At 61.5% G+C, this 17,473-nt stretch carries 13 protein-coding genes and 1 pseudogene; 4 read left to right on the forward strand and 10 right to left on the reverse strand.

What is annotated here, in order from left to right; all coding sequences use genetic code 11:
• Positions 1–205: 205 nt before the first annotated feature.
• Entirely contained in the window at positions 206–1,489 is a 1,284-nt protein-coding gene (gene amaA, locus MF6394_RS19985) for an L-pipecolate oxidase (RefSeq protein ID WP_078467376.1), read from the reverse strand.
• Between the two features lie 102 nt (positions 1,490–1,591).
• On the reverse strand, positions 1,592–3,082 hold the full coding sequence (gene amaB / locus MF6394_RS19990) for an L-piperidine-6-carboxylate dehydrogenase (RefSeq protein ID WP_003188096.1): 1,491 nt from the start codon (positions 3,080–3,082) through the stop codon (positions 1,592–1,594).
• A 153-nt stretch (positions 3,083–3,235) separates the two neighbouring features.
• Between amaB and MF6394_RS19995 the strand changes: the two genes are divergently transcribed.
• The 3 genes from MF6394_RS19995 (at position 3,236) to nadE (ending at position 6,379) form a co-directional block, all read left to right on the forward strand.
• A complete protein-coding gene (locus MF6394_RS19995; protein ID WP_078467377.1) occupies positions 3,236–4,126 on the forward strand; it encodes a LysR family transcriptional regulator in 891 nt (296 codons plus the stop codon).
• Positions 4,127–4,333: 207 nt separating this feature from the next.
• Positions 4,334–5,548: a nicotinate phosphoribosyltransferase gene (pncB, locus tag MF6394_RS20000; RefSeq protein ID WP_003188094.1), complete on the forward strand. Its 1,215-nt coding sequence runs from the start codon at positions 4,334–4,336 to the stop codon at positions 5,546–5,548.
• A 3-nt stretch (positions 5,549–5,551) separates the two neighbouring features.
• Positions 5,552–6,379 (forward strand): ammonia-dependent NAD(+) synthetase, encoded by an 828-nt coding sequence (gene nadE, locus MF6394_RS20005; RefSeq protein ID WP_032893809.1) that lies wholly within the window; start codon positions 5,552–5,554, stop codon positions 6,377–6,379.
• Positions 6,380–6,514: 135 nt separating this feature from the next.
• Here the strand turns inward: nadE and azu are convergent, their stop codons facing one another.
• Positions 6,515–6,961, reverse strand: coding sequence for an azurin (gene azu / locus MF6394_RS20010; protein WP_003188091.1), 447 nt, complete (start codon positions 6,959–6,961; stop codon positions 6,515–6,517).
• A 333-nt stretch (positions 6,962–7,294) separates the two neighbouring features.
• Between azu and MF6394_RS20015 the strand changes: the two genes are divergently transcribed.
• Positions 7,295–7,477 carry a hypothetical protein gene (locus MF6394_RS20015; RefSeq protein WP_005784271.1) on the forward strand — a complete coding sequence of 61 codons (183 nt, stop codon included), beginning with the start codon at positions 7,295–7,297 and terminating at the stop codon, positions 7,475–7,477.
• A gap of 128 nt (positions 7,478–7,605) precedes the next feature.
• Here the strand turns inward: MF6394_RS20015 and MF6394_RS20020 are convergent, their stop codons facing one another.
• From MF6394_RS20020 to MF6394_RS20055, 7 genes and pseudogenes are all read right to left on the reverse strand, one after another.
• Positions 7,606–8,496 (reverse strand): transglutaminase family protein, encoded by an 891-nt coding sequence (locus tag MF6394_RS20020; protein ID WP_078467378.1) that lies wholly within the window; start codon positions 8,494–8,496, stop codon positions 7,606–7,608.
• Entirely contained in the window at positions 8,496–10,982 is a 2,487-nt protein-coding gene (locus MF6394_RS20025) for a circularly permuted type 2 ATP-grasp protein (RefSeq protein WP_078467379.1), read from the reverse strand. The genes MF6394_RS20020 and MF6394_RS20025 overlap by 1 nt, the downstream gene beginning before the upstream one ends.
• 148 nt (positions 10,983–11,130) lie before the next feature.
• The gene (locus MF6394_RS20030) at positions 11,131–14,421 is read right to left on the reverse strand and encodes a transglutaminase family protein (protein ID WP_078467380.1); all 3,291 of its coding nucleotides are present in this window, start codon (positions 14,419–14,421) and stop codon (positions 11,131–11,133) included.
• Positions 14,422–14,608: 187 nt separating this feature from the next.
• The gene (locus tag MF6394_RS20035) at positions 14,609–15,058 is read right to left on the reverse strand and encodes a hypothetical protein (protein ID WP_078467381.1); all 450 of its coding nucleotides are present in this window, start codon (positions 15,056–15,058) and stop codon (positions 14,609–14,611) included.
• Positions 15,055–15,390 (reverse strand): annotated as a pseudogene (locus tag MF6394_RS20040) (NAD synthetase); the annotation flags it as partial. The pseudogene MF6394_RS20040 and the gene MF6394_RS20035, both read right to left, overlap by 4 nt.
• A gap of 577 nt (positions 15,391–15,967) precedes the next feature.
• Complete coding sequence (locus MF6394_RS20050; protein WP_078467383.1) at positions 15,968–16,417, reverse strand: hypothetical protein; 450 nt, start codon at positions 16,415–16,417, stop codon at positions 15,968–15,970.
• Positions 16,414–17,346 carry a hypothetical protein gene (locus MF6394_RS20055; protein ID WP_044271006.1) on the reverse strand — a complete coding sequence of 311 codons (933 nt, stop codon included), beginning with the start codon at positions 17,344–17,346 and terminating at the stop codon, positions 16,414–16,416. Before MF6394_RS20055 ends, MF6394_RS20050 begins: the two co-directional genes overlap by 4 nt.
• Positions 17,347–17,473 lie beyond the last annotated feature (127 nt).

Raw genomic sequence — 17,473 nt, forward strand, 5'->3', positions numbered from 1 at the left:
GCGTCTACAGGTGCAACCAACACTGCAAAAAAGTACAACCCTGGCAGGTCGCACCTGCAACCACAGGCATAAACGACAGTTCCTACAGCTGTAACAACGTGCGTAACGGAACTGCACATTTACAGTGCGTGATTGCTACGACTTGCACCAATACAGATGGGTAGCCTGCTAAGAAAATGCAGGCTTCTGAGGGGTATTTCGCTGATCAGATCACGATCCTCAGGCATTGCCCGGCGTGATAGAGCGAGAAGCCGGCTTCATACAGGCAACTGCGCAGGCCTACCCCGGCCAAGGGCTGCATAGGGGCAAAGGGGATCGGCAAGGCTTGGGGATCCTGGTGACACAGGTAGTCGGCAAACGCCTTGCCCACCACGCTGCCGGTGGTCACCCCGCGCCCGTTATAACCGGTAACCGCCACCAGGCCGGGGGCCGGTTCGAACAGGCGCATCAAGTGGTCAGGGGTGAACGCGATGCAGCCGGTCCAGGTGTATTCCCATTGCACCGGTTTGAGGTACGGGAAGTAGTGTTGCTGCACCCGATCGGCCCACGCTTTGAGAAACCATGCCGGTTTCTGGTTGCCATTGCCCAGGCTGCCGAGCAACAGGCGGCCATCGGCATCGCGGCGAATACTGCTCAGGACCTGGCGCGTGTCCCAGGAGCCCTGGCCGCCGGGGAGGATCTGCTTGGCCGCGTCATCGGTCAGCGGCGCCGAGGCCACCTGGTAGTAATAGCCGGGGAAGAAGTTACGCCGCAGCTCGGTCCATTCGCCTTCGGTGTAGGCATTGGAGGCGATCACCACCTGGGCGGCCTGCACCGCGCCCTCGGCGGTCTGCACCGACCAATCGGCGCCTTGACGCTCAAGCTGGGTGACCGGCGAATGATCGAACAATTGCCCGCCCAGCCCCACGGCGGCATTCGCCAACCCCGCGGTATAGGCCATGGGATTCAAGGTGCCGGCGCGCCGATCCAGCAATGCGGCGGCGATTTTGCGGGTACCGGTGGCGTGCTCGCAGGCCTGGCCGGTGAGTAACTCAACCGGCGCGCCACGGCGTTTCCACTGCTGCTCACGGCTGCGCAAATCCGCCTCGCCCCGGGCATTGTGCGCCATGTGCAAGGTGCCTTCACGGCGCAATTGGCAGTCGATGTTGTACTTGTCGATCAGGCTGAACACCAGGGACGGCGCCGCGCCCAGCATGCGGTTGAGCTGGCTGCCCACCGCCGTGCCGAAACCGGCCTCGATCTCGTCCGGTGGAATCCACAGGCCGGCATTGACCAGCCCGACATTGCGCCCCGAACCGCCGTGGCCGGTGCGATGGGCCTCCAGTACGGCGACGCTTTTACCCTGTTCCAGCAAATGAATGGCCGCCGACAAACCGGTGATGCCGGCGCCGATCACGCACACATCCACCTTGACCGCGCCCTTGAGCGCGGCCCGGTCGGGGCGGCCAGGGGTGAGGTGTTCCCATAAACATGTTTCGCGCAGTGCCATTGCCAGACTCCGATGAGACCTAACAAACAAATACTCTTTTGAATGGGAAACCCAATCACCTGTGGGAGCTGGCTTGCCTGCTCCCACATTGACCGTGCCAGATCAGTCGAAGGTAATGCCTTGTGCCAACGGCAGTTCCAGCGAGTAGTTCACGGTATTGGTCTGCCGACGCATATACCCGCGCCACGCATCCGAGCCCGATTCACGCCCGCCGCCGGTCTCTTTTTCACCCCCGAACGCGCCACCGATCTCTGCACCGCTTGGGCCGATGTTGACGTTGGCGATGCCACAGTCGCTGCCTACCGCCGACATGAACTGTTCGGCTTCACGCACGTCGGTGGTGAAGATGCAGGACGACAAGCCTTGCGGCACGGCGTTGTTCAGGCGCAGGGCTTCGGCGAAGTCGGTGTAGCCGACCACGTAAAGAATCGGTGCGAAGGTTTCGCTGCACACCACGTCGCTTTGCTCGGGCATTTCCACGATGGCCGGCGATACGTAGTAGGCGTTGGGGAATGTGTCCTGCAGTTGGCGCTTGCCGCCGAACACCTTGCCGCCTTCGCTCAAGGCTTGTTCAAGGGCGTCCTGCATGTTGTCGAAGCTGTGCTTGTCGATCAGCGGGCCGATCAGGTTGCCTTCCAGCGGGTGGCCGATGCGCACCTTGGAATAGGCGGCCTTGAGGCGGGTGACGATTTCTTCTTTGACCGACTCATGGGCGATCAGCCGGCGCAGGGTGGTGCAACGTTGGCCGGCGGTGCCCACTGCGCTGAACAGGATGGCGCGTACGGCCATGTCCAGGTCGGCGCTTGGGCCGAGGATCATCGCGTTGTTGCCGCCCAGCTCAAGAATGCTGCGGGCGAAACGCGCGGCGACTTTGGGTGCCACTTCACGGCCCATGCGCGTGCTGCCGGTGGCGCTGATCAGGGCGACGCGCGGGTCATCCACCAGCGCAGCGCCGGCGTCGCGGCCGCCAATGATCACTTGGCTGAGATACTCAGGGGCACCGTCGAATTTTTTCAGTACGCGCTCGAACAAGGCCTGACAGGCCAGTGCGGTGAGCGGGGTCTTTTCCGACGGTTTCCAGATCACCGCGTTGCCGCACACCAAGGCCAGCGCAGTGTTCCACGCCCACACGGCCACCGGGAAGTTGAAGGCGCTGATCACGCCGACCACGCCCAGCGGGTGCCAGGTTTCACGCATATGGTGGCCTGGGCGCTCGGAGGCGATGGTCAAGCCGTACAGCTGACGCGACAGGCCCACGGCGAAGTCGCAGATGTCGATCATTTCCTGCACTTCACCCAAGCCTTCCTGGGTGATTTTGCCGGCTTCCCAGGAAACGAGTTCACCCAGGTCGGCCTTGTATTCGCGCAATACATCACCGAACTGGCGCACCAGCTCGCCACGTCGCGGGGCCGGCACTTTGCGCCAGGCTTCGAATGCATGCTCGGCGCGACTGACCTGTTGCTCCACCTCGGCGGCGCCTTCCCAATGGACACTGCCGATACGGCTGCCATCAATCGGTGAATGCACGGGTTGTTTCCCGGCCTGGTACAGCGCCGGGTTTACCCCGAGACGATCAAGCAATGCGGCAACCATGGGTCACTCCTTCAATCTGCATACAAAAATTCGCGCCGCAATACGCACGGCGATCCTGGCCCTATTTGTAGCTGGCCCAAGACTTGCCAACAAACGACGATTAGGCGAGATATCATTCCCTTTATTCATGCAAAGAATAAAAAGAGGCATGCCGTGCTGAACAAAAGACATTTGCCCTCGATCACCGCCCTGCAGTGTTTCGAAGCGGCCACCCGCCACCTGAGCTTCACCCGCGCCGCCGAGGAACTGAACCTCACCCAAAGCGCGGTGAGCAAACAGGTGGCGCAGTTGGAAGAACTGTTGCAACACCTGCTGTTTCGCCGCGTGCGCCGGCGCTTGCAGATGACCCCGGCGGGCGACCTGTACCTGGTGGAAGTGCGCAAGATCCTCACCCAGGTGGAGATGTCTACCCACTACCTGCGCTCCTACGGCGGCGAAACCGAAGTGCTGCGTGTGTCCACGCCCTACACTTTTGGCGCACGCTGGCTGGTGCCGCGCCTCAAGGGATGGCGTTTGCGCCACCCGCAGATCCACCTGGACCTGTGCAATGAACAGGACCCGGACGAGTTACTGCAAGGCAAGGCCGACATGGCGTTCTATTTCGGCCAGGGCGCACGTCCCGGCACCGAGAGCCTGAAACTGTTCAGTGAAGAGCTGGTACCGGTGTGTTCGCCCGACAGCCTGCCCGCCCAGCCCTTCACCGACCCCACGCAACTGAGCGAGCTGGTGCTGCTGCAAAACGCCTCGCGGCCTCAGGGCTGGCATGACTGGTTCGCCAGCCAGGGCTTTCATACCGAGCACAGCTACCATGGGCCGCGGTTCGACACGTTCTACATGTGCATCCGTGCGGCGCCGGTGGGGTGCGGCGTGGCGCTGTTGCCGCGCTTTCTGGTGGAGGAGGAATTGGCCGAGGGCAAGTTGGTGATTCCCTGGCAACATGGGATGCCGAGCCAGGATGCTTATTACTTGGCGTATCCTGAGCATTCGGCTGAGGTGCCCAAGGTGCGTGAATTTGTGAAATGGATGATGGAGCAGGTGCTTTAGCGCCTGGAGAATCGCCATCGCAGGCAAGCCAGCTCCCACCGTTTGGAATGCATTTCAAATGTGGGAGCTGGCTTGCCTGCGATGGCGCCAGTGGCCTTACTGAAAAAATCACTGGCAATCCCCCACAGGTCTATGCGCCACTAACCCCCTTCCTCAATTGTGCGTAAAGGCCGGCCTCCATCGCCGACCCGTCTGGAGATTCCCGTTATGAGCGAGAGTGTGTTTGCCGATCGCATCGTGCAGAACCTGCTCGACACCGACTTCTACAAGCTGACCATGATGCAGGCGGTGCTGCACAACTACCCGAACGTGGAAGTTGAATGGGAGTTTCGTTGCCGTAACAGTGAGGACCTGCGCCCTTATCTGGCGGAGATCCGCTACCAGATCGAGCGCCTCGCCGAGCTGAGCCTGAGCCCCGACCAACTGGGGTTCCTGGAACGCATCAGCTTTATGAAGCCGGACTTTTTACGCTTTCTCGGGCTGTTTCGCTTCAACCTGCGGTATGTGCAAACCGGCATCGAGAACGGCGAGTTGTTTATCCGCCTGCGCGGGCCGTGGCTGCATGTGATCCTGTTTGAAGTGCCGATGCTGGCCATCGTCAGCGAGGTGCGTAACCGCTACCGCTACCAGACCGTGATCCTCGAGCAGGCCCGCGAGCAGCTGTATCGCAAATTCGACTGGTTGACCGCCAATGCCAGCAGCGACGAGCTGTCGGAGCTGCAAGTGGCGGACTTCGGCACGCGCCGGCGCTTTTCCTACCGGGTACAAGAGGAAGTGGTCAGCGTGCTCAAGCACGATTTCCCGGGGCGTTTTGTCGGCACCAGCAATGTGCACCTGGCCCGTGAGTTCGATATGAAGCCGCTGGGCACCATGGCCCACGAGTGGATCATGGCCCACCAGCAACTCGGCCCGCGCCTGATCGACAGCCAGATCGCCGCCCTTGATTGCTGGGTGCGCGAGTACCGGGGCCTGCTGGGTATCGCCCTCACCGATTGCATCACCACCGACGCGTTCCTGGGCGACTTCGACTTGTACTTCGCCAAGCTGTTCGACGGCCTGCGCCATGACTCCGGCGATCCGATCCAGTGGGCAGAAAAAGCCATCGCTCACTACCACAAGCTGGGCATCGAACCGATGAGCAAGACCTTGGTGTTCTCCGACAGTCTGACATTGCCCAAGGCGTTGGAAATATTCCGGGCGTTACGTGGTCGCATTAATGTGAGCTTTGGCATCGGCACCAACCTGACCTGTGATATTCCAGGGGTGGAACCGATGAGCATCGTGCTTAAAATGACCGCCTGCAATGGCCAGCCCGTCGCGAAGATCTCCGATGAAGCGGGCAAGACCCATTGCACCGACCCGAATTTTGTCGCCTATTTGCGTCACGTTTTCAAAGTACCTGCCCTATCCAGCAAGGAGTGAATCATGCAAGCCGTACAGCGTGAGATTGCGCAACAGCTCAAGGTGCAAGCCCCGTTCAAAGACCAGGCCGCCCTTGAAGCCGAAGTTGCCCGGCGCGTGGCCTTTATCCAGGACTGCCTGCGCAATTCCGGGCTCAAGACCCTGGTGCTCGGCATCAGTGGCGGTGTCGATTCCCTGACCGCAGGCCTGTTGGCCCAACGTGCGATGCAGGAGCTGCGCGCCAGCACCGGCGATGAGGCTTATCGTTTTATCGCCGTGCGCCTGCCCTACGAAACCCAGTTCGACGAACACGACGCCCAGGCTTGCGTGGACTTTATCGAGCCGGACGAACGCCACACCGTGAACATCGGCCCGGCAGTAAAAGCCCTGGCCAATGAAGTGGCCGCCTTTGAAGGCAAGGCCGCGGCGTCCCGTGACTTTGTGCTGGGCAATACCAAGGCGCGCATGCGCATGGTGGCCCAGTACACCATCGCCGGCGCGGCGGGCGGCCTGGTGATCGGCACCGACCATGCGGCAGAAGCGGTGATGGGCTTTTTCACCAAGTTCGGTGACGGGGCCTGCGACCTGGCGCCGTTGAGCGGGCTGGTGAAGCACCAGGTGCGTGCCATTGCCCGCCACTTTGGCGCGCCGGAATCGCTGGTGGAGAAAGTGCCGACCGCCGACCTGGAAGACCTGTCGCCGGGCAAGCCGGACGAAGCGTCACATGGCGTGACCTATGCCGAGATCGATGCGTTCCTGCAGGGTGAGCCGGTGCGTGAGGAAGCGTTCAGGATTATCTGCGAGACCTATCGCAAGACTGAGCACAAGCGGGTGATGCCGTTTGCGCCTTGAGGTGAACCGATCGTTTTGCATTGATTGTCAGATCGCCATCGCAGGCAAGCCAGCTCCCACACTTGACCGTATTCCAACATGGGAATGCGGTCGAATGTGGGAGCTGGCTTGCCTGCGATGAACGATAACGCGGTCTTACTTCAGAACCACAGCACCTTTCATCATCGAGATGTGGCCTGGGAACGAGCAGAAGAAACTGTACTTCTCATCAGCCTTCAGCTTGGAGACGTCGAAGGTCACCGAGTCTTTCTCGCCAGCACCGATGATCTTGGTGTGGGCGATGATGCGCTCATCACCGGCTTTCAGGTAATCCTTGTCGATCCCCGCGGCCATGCCGTCGGTTGCCACCGGTTGCATATTGGCTTCGGTGGTCAGCACCCAGTTATGGCCCATCACGTTCTTTGGCAGGTTGCCCGAGTGAGTCAGCTCGACGGTGAACTGCTTGCAGCTCTTGTCGATGGTGATTTCTTTGGTGTTGAAAGACATTTGATCGGTGGAGTCGACAGTGACCTTGCACTCTGCAGCAAGCAACTGGCCGCTCGCCAGAGTCAGCAGGGAAACAGCAACGAGTTTGGCAAACATGTGAATCTCCAAGGCAGGGTTTTAAAAACGCGGATTGCGGTAAGGGTGCCTCAATCAGGCTTGAGTTCTTATGATCTGAATCAACAGATTGTATACAACTTTAGGCTATCAGCTTCATCAACACAATCAACCAGCCAAACTGCCGCACCCCGCCTATGATCCGCCCATCACTCACGGGAGTTCATACCATGCACCTTAATCACCTGTTCAACGGCCTTCTGGCTGCCTACGCCTGCGGTAAGTGAAAGCAAAGGGCCCCCTGAAGCTGCTACCATGACGACCCAAGGCAGCTGCGCGCCGCCCACCCTCACCTTCGACCCTAGAGGATCGCCCATGGCCAAACCTAATTACTCCTTCGCCAAACGTCAGAGAGACTTGGCCAAGGAACAGAAGAAAGAGGAAAAGCTGCAACGCAAGAAAGCCGCTGCAGACGAAGAAGCCGGCGCGCTGAACCCGGATGCCGAAGGTGAAGCGGCAACTGACGAGACCGAAACCCCGAAAGACCCCGCCGAATAAGCATTCCTGTAGGAGCAAGCTTGCTCGCGAAGAACGTCAACGATGACGAGGGACGCCTGGATTAACGTGGCGCTCCAAGATCCTTCGCGAGCAAGCTCGCTCCTACAAAAATCGACAGCCCGCAGTCATTATTCCAACGGCATCACCGTCACCCGCACCTCCGGGTCGTGGCTGCCTCCCCCCAGAATCACCCCCCGCAACGGCGACACATCAGAAAAGTCCCGGCCCCAGGCCAGGGTGATGTGCTCCAGCGCCGGCTGCACATTGTTGGTCGGGTCAAAATCCACCCAGCCTGATACCGGGCAAAACACCGAAACCCACGCATGGGACGCATCCGCGCCAATCAGCCGTGGCTGGCCGGGCGGTGGCTGGGTGAGCAGGTAGCCGCTGATATAGCGCGCCGCCAGGCCACGGGAACGCAGGCAGGCAAGCATCAGGTGAGCGAAGTCCTGGCACACGCCGCGACGGCGCTCCAGCACTTCCACCAGCGGTGTGGCGACCTGGGTGGCTTCGGCATCGAAGGTAAATTCGCTGAAGATCTTCTCCATCAATGCCTGCGTGCCCAGCAGTAAAGGCTCGCCGGGCGGGAAGCAGCTTTCGGAGAACTCGACGAAGGTTTTCTTCAGATGCACATAGGGCGACTCGAAGCGATAGCGGCAGGCTTCGATCAGCTCGGCGCTCAAGGCCTGGCTGCTGTAGGTCAGGCTGTCACGGGTGTGGTCCCAGGGCGGCGATCGCTGAAAGTCCAAAACAGGCCGCGCCAGCACTTCCACGGTGAGCCCGGCGTTCACCAGCAATTCGTCATGGGGCCGTTCGAACGCCAGCCGGGTGATCGGGTTGCCGAACACGTCCAGCTCATCGCGGCGCGAGGTGGGTTCCGGGCTGATATCCAACTGCTGCCAGGCGCACTTCTGCCAGGCGCACGGCCGTGGCCACAGGTGCGCCAGTTGCTGGGCCAGGGACACCGGGCTGTCGTAGTGGTAATGGGTATCGTGGAAAATCTGATAGCGCGCGCTCATTACACCGACACCGTTTGTTGGCTGACATCATCGACGTGGGCAAAATGGCGCAACGCCAAGCGATCCGATACCTGCCCGCTTTCATCGGCCACCGCTTGCAGCAAGTCGGCCAGGCCGTCCAGGGCGGCACGCACGCTGGTTTCGCCAAACAGGCCGTTCTCCAGGCAACTCAGGTCAAAATGCGCCAGGCGCTCGACCAACGGCGCCAGCCCGGTTTCACGGGGCACGCCAAAATCGTCATTGAGACGGCGCAGGGTGCGGCTCACCAACTTGAGCTGGAACAGCACCGCATGGGGGTTCTGCTCGTCGAGCAGCAGCAGGTCGAGCACCGGGATCAACTGCGGCACCGCCAGGTAGCGCGAGCGGTAGGTGATGCTGCTGTTGCCCAGCTCCAGCAACCATTCCAGACCGGCCTGATCGAACACCGCCACACCGCGCAGGAACGCCGCAAGGCTGCTGCTCAGAAACTGCAGACGCTCGATACGCCGGCCCATCATCAAGAAGCGCCAGCCTTCATCGCGGGTCATGTCGTCCAGGGCAAACCCGGACAGCGCCGCCAGGGACATCACCAGGCGGTTGAGAAAGTCGAGCAGCTCGCCAAAGTCCGCAGCGTCGCTTTCCAGCTCCATGGCTTCACGTTGCAGCTCCACCAGGGCCTGCCAGTTTTCCCGGGACAACTTGCCGCGCACCTGGGACGCCGCCCACTGCAAGCGCTGCAAATTGGCGCGCAGGCTTGAAGGCCAGTCATCACCCAGCAAGGCCGCGAGCAGACGCTCCGGCAGCTCGCCCTCTTCCGGCAACAGGCGCAGGCTTTCGCCCAGTTCGACGGCGGCCTGCAGCGCCAGCGGATCATCGCCATCGACATACCGCGCCAGCACTACGCGCAGCCAGCGCGCACTGTCATCGCAGCGCTCGCAGTAGCGACCGAACCAGAACAGGTTTTCCACCACGCGCGAGGGCAGATAGGGATCGCGGCGCACCAGGTCATAGGCGCCAATGGTGCGTTGGGCGCGCCACTGCTCGCCACCCGGCGCGCGTTCGCCGAGCACCCAGGTATCCTTGCTCGCCCCACCGCGTTGCATCGACACCACCTCGGCATCGGCCTCGGCCGCCACGCGGGTCAGGCCGCCGGGCAGCACCCGATAACCGTCATCACTGGCCACGGCGTAGACACGCATACCGATGGCGCGGTGTTGCAGGTGGTCATCCACGGTGTGCCAGACCGGCGCCTGAGACAACTGCGCCAGCTCTTGGGCGACATAGGCATAGGGCCGCGCACGCATGCGCTCGGCCAGGGCCTGGCGCTGTTCGTCATCAAGGTCGCGACCAAACACCGGGGCGAAACTTTGTGAGGGAAATGCCGGCTTGATCAGCAGCTCCGGGAGTTTTTCCAAGGCTTCGGCAAGCACCGGCGCTTCGCCGCACCACCAGGTGGCAATCGACGGCAGGATCAAGGCTTCACCGAATAAAAATTCGTTGATCTTGGGCAAAAAGCCCAGCAACCCCGGGGACTCCAGCACACCGCTGCCCAAGGCATTGGCCACCAGCACATTGCCTTGGCGCACGGCATCGAGCAGGCCCGGCACGCCCAGCGCCGAGTCGGTGCGCAGCTCCAGCGGGTCGCAGAAATCATCATCAAGGCGACGCATGATCGCGTGTACCCGGCGCAGGCCGCTGAGGGTTTTCAGGAACACGGTGCTGTCGCGCACGGTGAGGTCGCCGCCCTCGACCAAGGGGTAGCCGAGCTGGCGCGCCAGGTACAGGTGTTCGAAATAGCTCTCGTTGAAACGCCCCGGCGTGAGCAACACGATCAGTGGCGGCTGATCATCACCCGGAGCCTGGCGCGCCAGGGTTTCCTGCAACGTGCGAAAGAAACCGGTGAGGTGCTGCACCTGCATATCCCGGTACAGGTCCGGGAAGGCGCGGGACACGATGGTGCGGTTTTCCAGGGCATAGCCGGCGCCCGATGGCGCTTGGGTGCGGTCGGCGGTGACCCACCAGCGGCCATCCGGGGTGCGCGCCAGGTCGACTGCGTACAGATGCAGGAACGCACCGTCAGGCGGCTGGATACCCTGGCACGGCCACAGAAAATTGTTATGCCCGAACACCAATTCGGCCGGCAGCAAGCCTTCCTTGATCAGGCGTTGCGGCCCATACAGGTCGGCCAGCACCGCATTGAGCAGGCGCGCACGCTGGGCGATGCCAGCCGACAGTTGCTGCCACTCCTCGGCCGCCAGCACATGGGGCAACAGGTCCAGCTCCCAGGGGCGATCGGCACCCTTGGGGTCGGCGTAGACGTTGTAGGTCACGCCGTTTTCCTGGATCTGGCGCGTCAGCAATGCCTGGCGCTGGGCCAGTTGTGCGGGCGTGCTGCGTTGCAGGTGATCGAACAAGCGTCGCCAATGGGCACGCACCGCGCCGCTGGCATCCAGCAGTTCGTGATAGGTGCCCGCGGTGAGCGGGTAACGGTCGAGCAAGTCGGACATGGAACGCTCGGCAGAGGCAAGGGAAGTCAAAGTCACCACAGTCTAATGTGGGAGCGGGCTTGCTCGCGAATGCGGCGGGTCAGTCTATGCATATTTCGACTGATACACCGCTTTCGCGAGCAAGCCCGCTCCCACATTTGGATCGCATTCAGTCATTTTTATGGGGAAAGCGTCGCAGGTCCAAGGTCATCGGCAACTCGTCATTAATCACCAGAGCAGGCACTGGCAGCTTGCCCGGGCTATGCCCCAAGCGGAAAAACCGCGCCATGCGCCGGCTCTCCGCCTCATTGGCATTCACCGGCAGGCTGTCGTAATTGCGCCCGCCCGGGTGCGCCACATGGTATTGGCAGCCGCCCAACGAACGCTGCATCCAGGTGTCGAGCAGGTCGAACACCAGCGGCGCATGCACGGGGATGGTCGGTTGCAGGCAGTTGGCCGGTTGCCAGGCGCGGTAACGCACGCCCGCCACGAACTCGCCGACGCGGCCGGTGGGTTGCAGCGGCACCGGCACGCCATTGCAGGTCAGCAGGTAGCGTTGCGGCGGCAACCCGCTCAACTTCACTTGCAGGCGCTCCAGGGACGAATCCACATAACGCACCGTGCCCCCCACAGCGCCCTCCTCGCCCAGCACGTGCCAAGGCTCCAAGGCCTGGCGCAGTTCCATTTCGATACCGCTGACGGCGTAGTCGCCCACCTTGGGGAAACGGAACTCCAGGTGCGCCGCGAACCATTCGGCACGCAACGGGTAGCCGGCCGCGTTCAGCTCGACGATCACGTCGGCAAAGTCCTGCTCGATAAAGTGCGGCAACAGGAAGCGGTCATGCAGTTCAGTGCCCCAGCGCGCCAGCTTCGGCGGCGCATAGGGCTCGCGCCAGAACCGCGCGACCAGCGCCCGCAGCAACAACTGCTGGGTCAGGCTCATGCGCGCATGGGGCGGCATTTCAAAGGCGCGCAGTTCCAGCAGGCCCAGGCGGCCCGTGGCGCCGTCGGGTGAGTAGAGTTTGTCGATACAGAATTCGGCGCGATGGGTATTGCCCGTCACGTCGATCAGCAGGTTGCGCAACAAGCGGTCCACCCGCCACGGCGGGCACTCCTCGCCTGGCTCCGGCATCTGCGCAAAGGCGATCTCCAGTTCATACAGCGCATCGTTGCGCGCCTCATCTACCCGGGGCGCCTGGGAGGTGGGGCCGATAAACAGGCCGGAGAACAAATAGGACAACGACGGGTGGTTATGCCAGTAGCTGATCAGGCTGCGCAGCAGGTCCGGCCGGCGCAGGAAGGGTGAGTCCTTGGGCGTCGCGCCGCCCAGCACGAAGTGGTTACCGCCACCGGTGCCGGTATGACGCCCGTCAATCATGAACTTCTCGGTGGTCAGGCGGGTTTGCCTGGCCTCTTCGTAGAGGAATTCGGTGCGCTCCACCAACTCGTCCCAGGTGGCGGACGGCTGTACGTTGACCTCGATGACACCAGGGTCTGGCGTGACCCGGAAATTGCTCAGGCGCGTATCCGCTGGCGGCTCGTAACCCTCCATCAGCACCGGGCAATGCAGCTCTTGGGCGGTGGCCTCGATGGCGGTCACCAGTTCCAGATAGTCCTCGACGCGCTCCAGCGGCGGCATAAAGAGATACAGGCGCCCTTCCCGCGCTTCGGCGCACAGCGCGGTACGGGTCAGCCAGTCGGCGGACTCGTCGACCTTGGGCACACGCTCATCACCCGGCGCGGGCTCGCCATGATTTTGCAACTGGGCGCTGGTGGGCAGATCCGGCTGATCCTGGTTAGGGTCGGTCGGATGCACAAACGGATACTCCGCCGCCGTCACCCAGGGCTGCGAAGCGAGCGGCAGGCGATAGCCCAGCGGCGAATCCCCCGGCACCAGGCGGCAATGGTTGTCGCGCAGGTACCAACGCCCACTCTGCCAGCGGTCATTGGCCGCCGTGCGTGCCAGCGGCAGCACCTGGCCGATGACTTTATCCAGGCCCTGGCTGAACACTTTGCGCAGGCGCTCACGCTCCAGGTCGTCGCTCAGGCGCGGGTCCTGGGCAGTGACGTTCTGGGGCAGCGCCCCTTCGCGCCACAGGTAGTAGAAATTGTCCTCGAACGCCGGGAACACAAAGCGCGCCGGCAGTTTGAGGCGCTCGGCGACGCTGGCCAGGAAACGCCCGGCCATCACCCCATCGGCGCCATAGTCCTCTTGCTCATCGGCGATCAGCGCGCTGTTGTGCCAGATCGGCACGCCATCGCGGCGCCAATAGCAGTTGAGCGACCAACGCGGCAATTGCTCGCCGGGGTACCACTTGCCTTGGCCGAAATGCACCAGGCCCTTGGGCGCATAGTGCTGGCGCAGGCGCTGGAACAGCTCGGCCGACAGGCGACGCTTGTCCGGGCCCAGGGCTGCGGTGTTCCACTCGGCACCGTCGGGGTCGTCGATAGAGACGAAGGTTGGCTCGCCGCCCATGGTCAGGCGTACGTCGTCCTTGAGCAGGTCGCCATCGATCTGCCGGCCCAGAGCCTGGATCGCCAGCCATTGTTCTTCGGTATAGGGCTTGGTCACCCGTGGCGCTTCCCAAATGCGCTCCACCGACATCTCGTGGGTGAATTCGCACTCGCACGGCTCCACCAACCCACTGATCGGCGCGGCGGACGATGGATCGGGACTGCAGGCCAAAGGGATATGCCCTTCACCGGCAAACAACCCGGACGTGGCATCCAGGCCAATCCAGCCAGCGCCGGGCAAATACACTTCACACCAGGCGTGCAGGTCGGTGAAGTCCACCTCGGTACCGGACGGGCCATCGAGGGCTTTGACGTCGGCGGTGAGCTGAATCAGATAGCCAGAGACAAATCGCGCCGCCAACCCGAGGTTGCGCAGCAATTGCACCAGTAACCAGGCCGAGTCGCGGCAGGAGCCGGACGCATTTTCCAGCGTGAATTCCGGGGTTTGCACGCCCGGTTCCATGCGAATCAGGTAACCGATATCGGCGGCCAGGCGCTGGTTGAGGCCGACCAGGAAATCCACGGCCGGTAGCGGCGTGCGGTCGATACCCGCCAGGTACGCAGCCAACCTTGGCGTCAGCGGCAAGGTTTCCAGGTACGGCGCCAGCTCGCGCTGCTCATCGGCGGCGTAGCTGAACGGGATATTTTCGGCGTAGGGCTCCAGGAAAAAATCGAACGGATTGAACACCGCCATCTCGGCGACCAGGTCGACTTCGATGCGCAACTCGTCAGTCTTTTCCGGGAACACCAGGCGCGCCAGGTAATTGCCCTGGGGGTCTTGCTGCCAGTTGATGAAATGCTGCTCGGGCAGCACTTTCAGCGCGTAGGACAGTATCCGCGTACGGCTATGCGCCGCCGGGCGTAGCCGCACGATCTGCGGGCCAAGTTCGACAGCACGGTCGTAGCGGTAATGCGTAACGTGGTGCAACGCGACATGAATCGACACGGCGGCCTCCTGCGAGCCAGGGCATAAGCACAACGCGCGCAAGACTTATGCCACAGCAGCAGTCATTGCACTAAAACGTCGGGCTCGGTGCAGTACAGCACCAAAACGGCGCCAACGTTGTGGCTATGGTGCAGGCGCTGCACACATTTGTAGCGCCGGGCTGAGTGCAGGTGGTGAATCTACCCAATCAATGGTGTTTGTGTTGGGCAATCATGGCCTGGCGCAGGCAGCGGACTTCGACCAGTTTCTGGCGCATTTCACGGTGACGTTTGCTGTTGAACAGCAATAGCCCAAGTAATGGAAACACCAGGCTCAAGGCATATACCACCCCGTTCGGTTGATCATTGAGTGTTGGCAATACACTCAGAAAGCATCCCCCCAACAGCAACACTAGCGGCCACATCCATTGGGGACGCCCGCGTGCGATCATGAAATTGCAGTGCACAATGACTAGCGTGAGTGCGATACCCACCAGGAAGGAGTACTTGGCGTTATCTGCCATGGACAGGCTTGGCATATAGCTATCGAAGAACACCGGAACCGCAAACACGAGGGTGAAAATGCAGACAAATATCGCCCCCATAAAGACGGGGAAATACGTCGATAGAAAACTGCGAATGCTAGGCAGCTCGTTCATTGCTCGGCCTCCTCATACAGCCCTATGGCAATTGTGCGCACGTTCCCTGAAACCGCACTACCGGTAAAACCGATGGCTGCGCCCAACGCGTCCTTGATCTGCGTGACCGTTGCATGCTTGACCTCGGTGGGAGTGAACCGCTTAGGTAACTCGCCCGACAACTGCTTTAACTTGATCATCTTGGACGTCAAGCGTGGGTCGTTGATGCTCAGCAGCTCTTTGGTCAACTTGGCGCGCTCCTGTCGATTCAGGCCCCTGAGCACCTCTCTCACACTTTTCCCGGTAGAGGCCTTATTCAGCCGCACCAGCTTGACCGTTGCCAATGCCGATGAACAAGGAGCTGCCCATAAGTGTTCTTCCTTGAAATTGAGAGTGCCCCCGACCGGCCCCATCGCAGCATAGGTATCTACACAACTTTGTGGGTTGTAACAGCAGACGGTAACCACGATGCGAAGCGAGTCGCTCTTGATCTTGATCTGCTTTTGATCTTAGGCGCCCCGTCAAACCACGCTGGCCGGAATTCGACAGGGATTTGGGGGGTAAACCGGCAGGGATGCCGGTTTAGCCGCCCCGCGCCATGGATGGCGCGTGGCGGCGGCCCCCCAAATCACTGGCGGATTACGGGCACACCGAGCCTAAGCGAGGTGCCGAGTGGTGGGGCAAGAGCGTTTTGCTTACTTTTGCGCTGTTCAAAAGTGAGCCGCTGTCAGAGCGGAACCCTAGGTGGCCGTTACCGCAGGAATGGATATGTACTCGGTATGACTGTGTAGACTGTCAGGCCGTCTTCGCAGGCAAGCCAGCTCCCACACTTGAAATGCATTCCCCTGTGGGAGCTGGCTTGCCTGCGATAGCAATCTGATGGGCGCCACCCTAACAAACAGGCCACCTACCGCCAATAAACCTACCTAATCAACGGGCCTTGCGTTGCGCAATCGCCGCCCGACGCAGGTGACGTATTTCGAGTAATCGCTGGCGCATTTCACGATGGCGCTTGCTGTTGAGCAGCAACAAACCCAGCAGCGGAAACAACACCGCCGAGCCGTACACCAGGGTATTGAGGCCGTATTGAATCATCGGCAAGACGAACAGCAGGCAACACACCAGGTAGCCCGCCACCAGCCGGGTCGCCCAGGGGTACCCGCGTGCAATCATCACATTGCCAAACACCAGCACCGCTACAAACATCAGGATTGCAGCCCCGGAATAGTTGGCCTTGAGCGCCGGTTCAACCCCGCGCAAATAGGTCACGCCCGCCGTGGAGACCGCCACTGAGCCGGAAAAAATCGCCATGAAGATGGTGCCCATGAACACCGGAAAATAACGCGCAAGGAAACTGCGCCTATCGGGAAACCCCTTCATTCCGTCAGTTCCTCATACAGGCCAATGGCAAGCGTCGACGCCGAGCCGACGTGACCGGTTCGATAGCTGCCCCAAATACCCAACATGCCGCCCAAGGCGTCCTTGAGCTGGGTGAGCGTGGCATGGCGGATTTCCGTGGAGCTGTAGCGCTTGGGCAACGTGCCGGCGCGCTGCTGCAACTTGAGCAACTTGGGGGTCAGGCTCGGGTCTTTGAGGCTGAGCAATTCCTGGGTCAACTTCTTGCGCTCCTGGCGATTCAAGCCCTTGAGCAGCTCATACCAGCTCTTGCCCAAGGCGGCGGCCTTTTTAGCCTTGAGCAGCCTTAATGTGGTGAAGGCGCCCGTTCCGATACCGACCAACGATGCGGCATCGAGAATCGGTGACACCGCGCCGTACCACTGCGCGTCGTCCATGCGGTCGTTGGCCTCCGGGTCAAGGATCTCGTTATAGGTACGGGCCACGCCAAACCCGCACTGAGCGCTGCTGGCCAGCGCGGCCGTGACGCCAATACCCACCACAAAAGCACTGGCGCCGGCGGTGAAGGGGACGGCGACGCTGCCACTGAACACCACAATCCAGCCGATCACCGCTGCGCCACAGGAAAGGCCCATGTCAAAAGCCTCCTTCTGGAGGCGCCCTTCACGGGGGTCGGTCTTCACCTGCTCGACAAACTGCGCCGGCGAGATGTACTTCTGCGCCTCGCGCAAAATGATGCGCTTGGGCTTGATACTGCAGATGGGCTTGAATTCGCGCAGGGTGATTACGTTGAAGTCGGCGTCGATGTACACCACGCCAGCACCGACGATGCTGGGGTCGGCGTCGATGACGGCGAACAGCCGTGGCAGGTTGATCTGGCTTTCAATGCGCTGGCGCGCCATGAATTGTGAGCGGTTGGAGTCCATGCCGATGTTGAGCAAGGGGTTGCCCATAAGTGTTCTTCCTTGAAATTGAGAGTGCCCAGACCAGCCTCATCGCAGGCAAGCCAGCTCCCACACTTGAAATGCATTCCCCTGTGGGAGCTGGCTTGCCTGCGATAGCAATCTAATGGGCGCCACC

It is taken from the genome of Pseudomonas sp. MF6394 (genome assembly GCF_002018845.1).
Taxonomy (GTDB): domain Bacteria; phylum Pseudomonadota; class Gammaproteobacteria; order Pseudomonadales; family Pseudomonadaceae; genus Aquipseudomonas; species Aquipseudomonas lactis.

What these genes read in the sequence shown, in the direction of transcription:
- MF6394_RS20050 (WP_078467383.1), bottom strand. Translation starts at nt 16,417, where the DNA reads ATGAAGGGGTTTCCCGATAGGCGCAGTTTCCTTGCGCGTTATTTTCCG.
- MF6394_RS20055 (WP_044271006.1), bottom strand. Translation starts at nt 17,346, where the DNA reads ATGGGCAACCCCTTGCTCAACATCGGCATGGACTCCAACCGCTCACAA.
- pncB (WP_003188094.1), top strand. Translation starts at nt 4,334, where the DNA reads ATGAGCGAGAGTGTGTTTGCCGATCGCATCGTGCAGAACCTGCTCGAC.
- MF6394_RS20020 (WP_078467378.1), bottom strand. Translation starts at nt 8,496, where the DNA reads ATGAGCGCGCGCTATCAGATTTTCCACGATACCCATTACCACTACGAC.
- nadE (WP_032893809.1), top strand. Translation starts at nt 5,552, where the DNA reads ATGCAAGCCGTACAGCGTGAGATTGCGCAACAGCTCAAGGTGCAAGCC.
- MF6394_RS20025 (WP_078467379.1), bottom strand. Translation starts at nt 10,982, where the DNA reads ATGTCCGACTTGCTCGACCGTTACCCGCTCACCGCGGGCACCTATCAC.
- MF6394_RS20015 (WP_005784271.1), top strand. Translation starts at nt 7,295, where the DNA reads ATGGCCAAACCTAATTACTCCTTCGCCAAACGTCAGAGAGACTTGGCC.
- amaB (WP_003188096.1), bottom strand. Translation starts at nt 3,082, where the DNA reads ATGGTTGCCGCATTGCTTGATCGTCTCGGGGTAAACCCGGCGCTGTAC.
- amaA (WP_078467376.1), bottom strand. Translation starts at nt 1,489, where the DNA reads ATGGCACTGCGCGAAACATGTTTATGGGAACACCTCACCCCTGGCCGC.
- MF6394_RS20035 (WP_078467381.1), bottom strand. Translation starts at nt 15,058, where the DNA reads ATGAACGAGCTGCCTAGCATTCGCAGTTTTCTATCGACGTATTTCCCC.
- azu (WP_003188091.1), bottom strand. Translation starts at nt 6,961, where the DNA reads ATGTTTGCCAAACTCGTTGCTGTTTCCCTGCTGACTCTGGCGAGCGGC.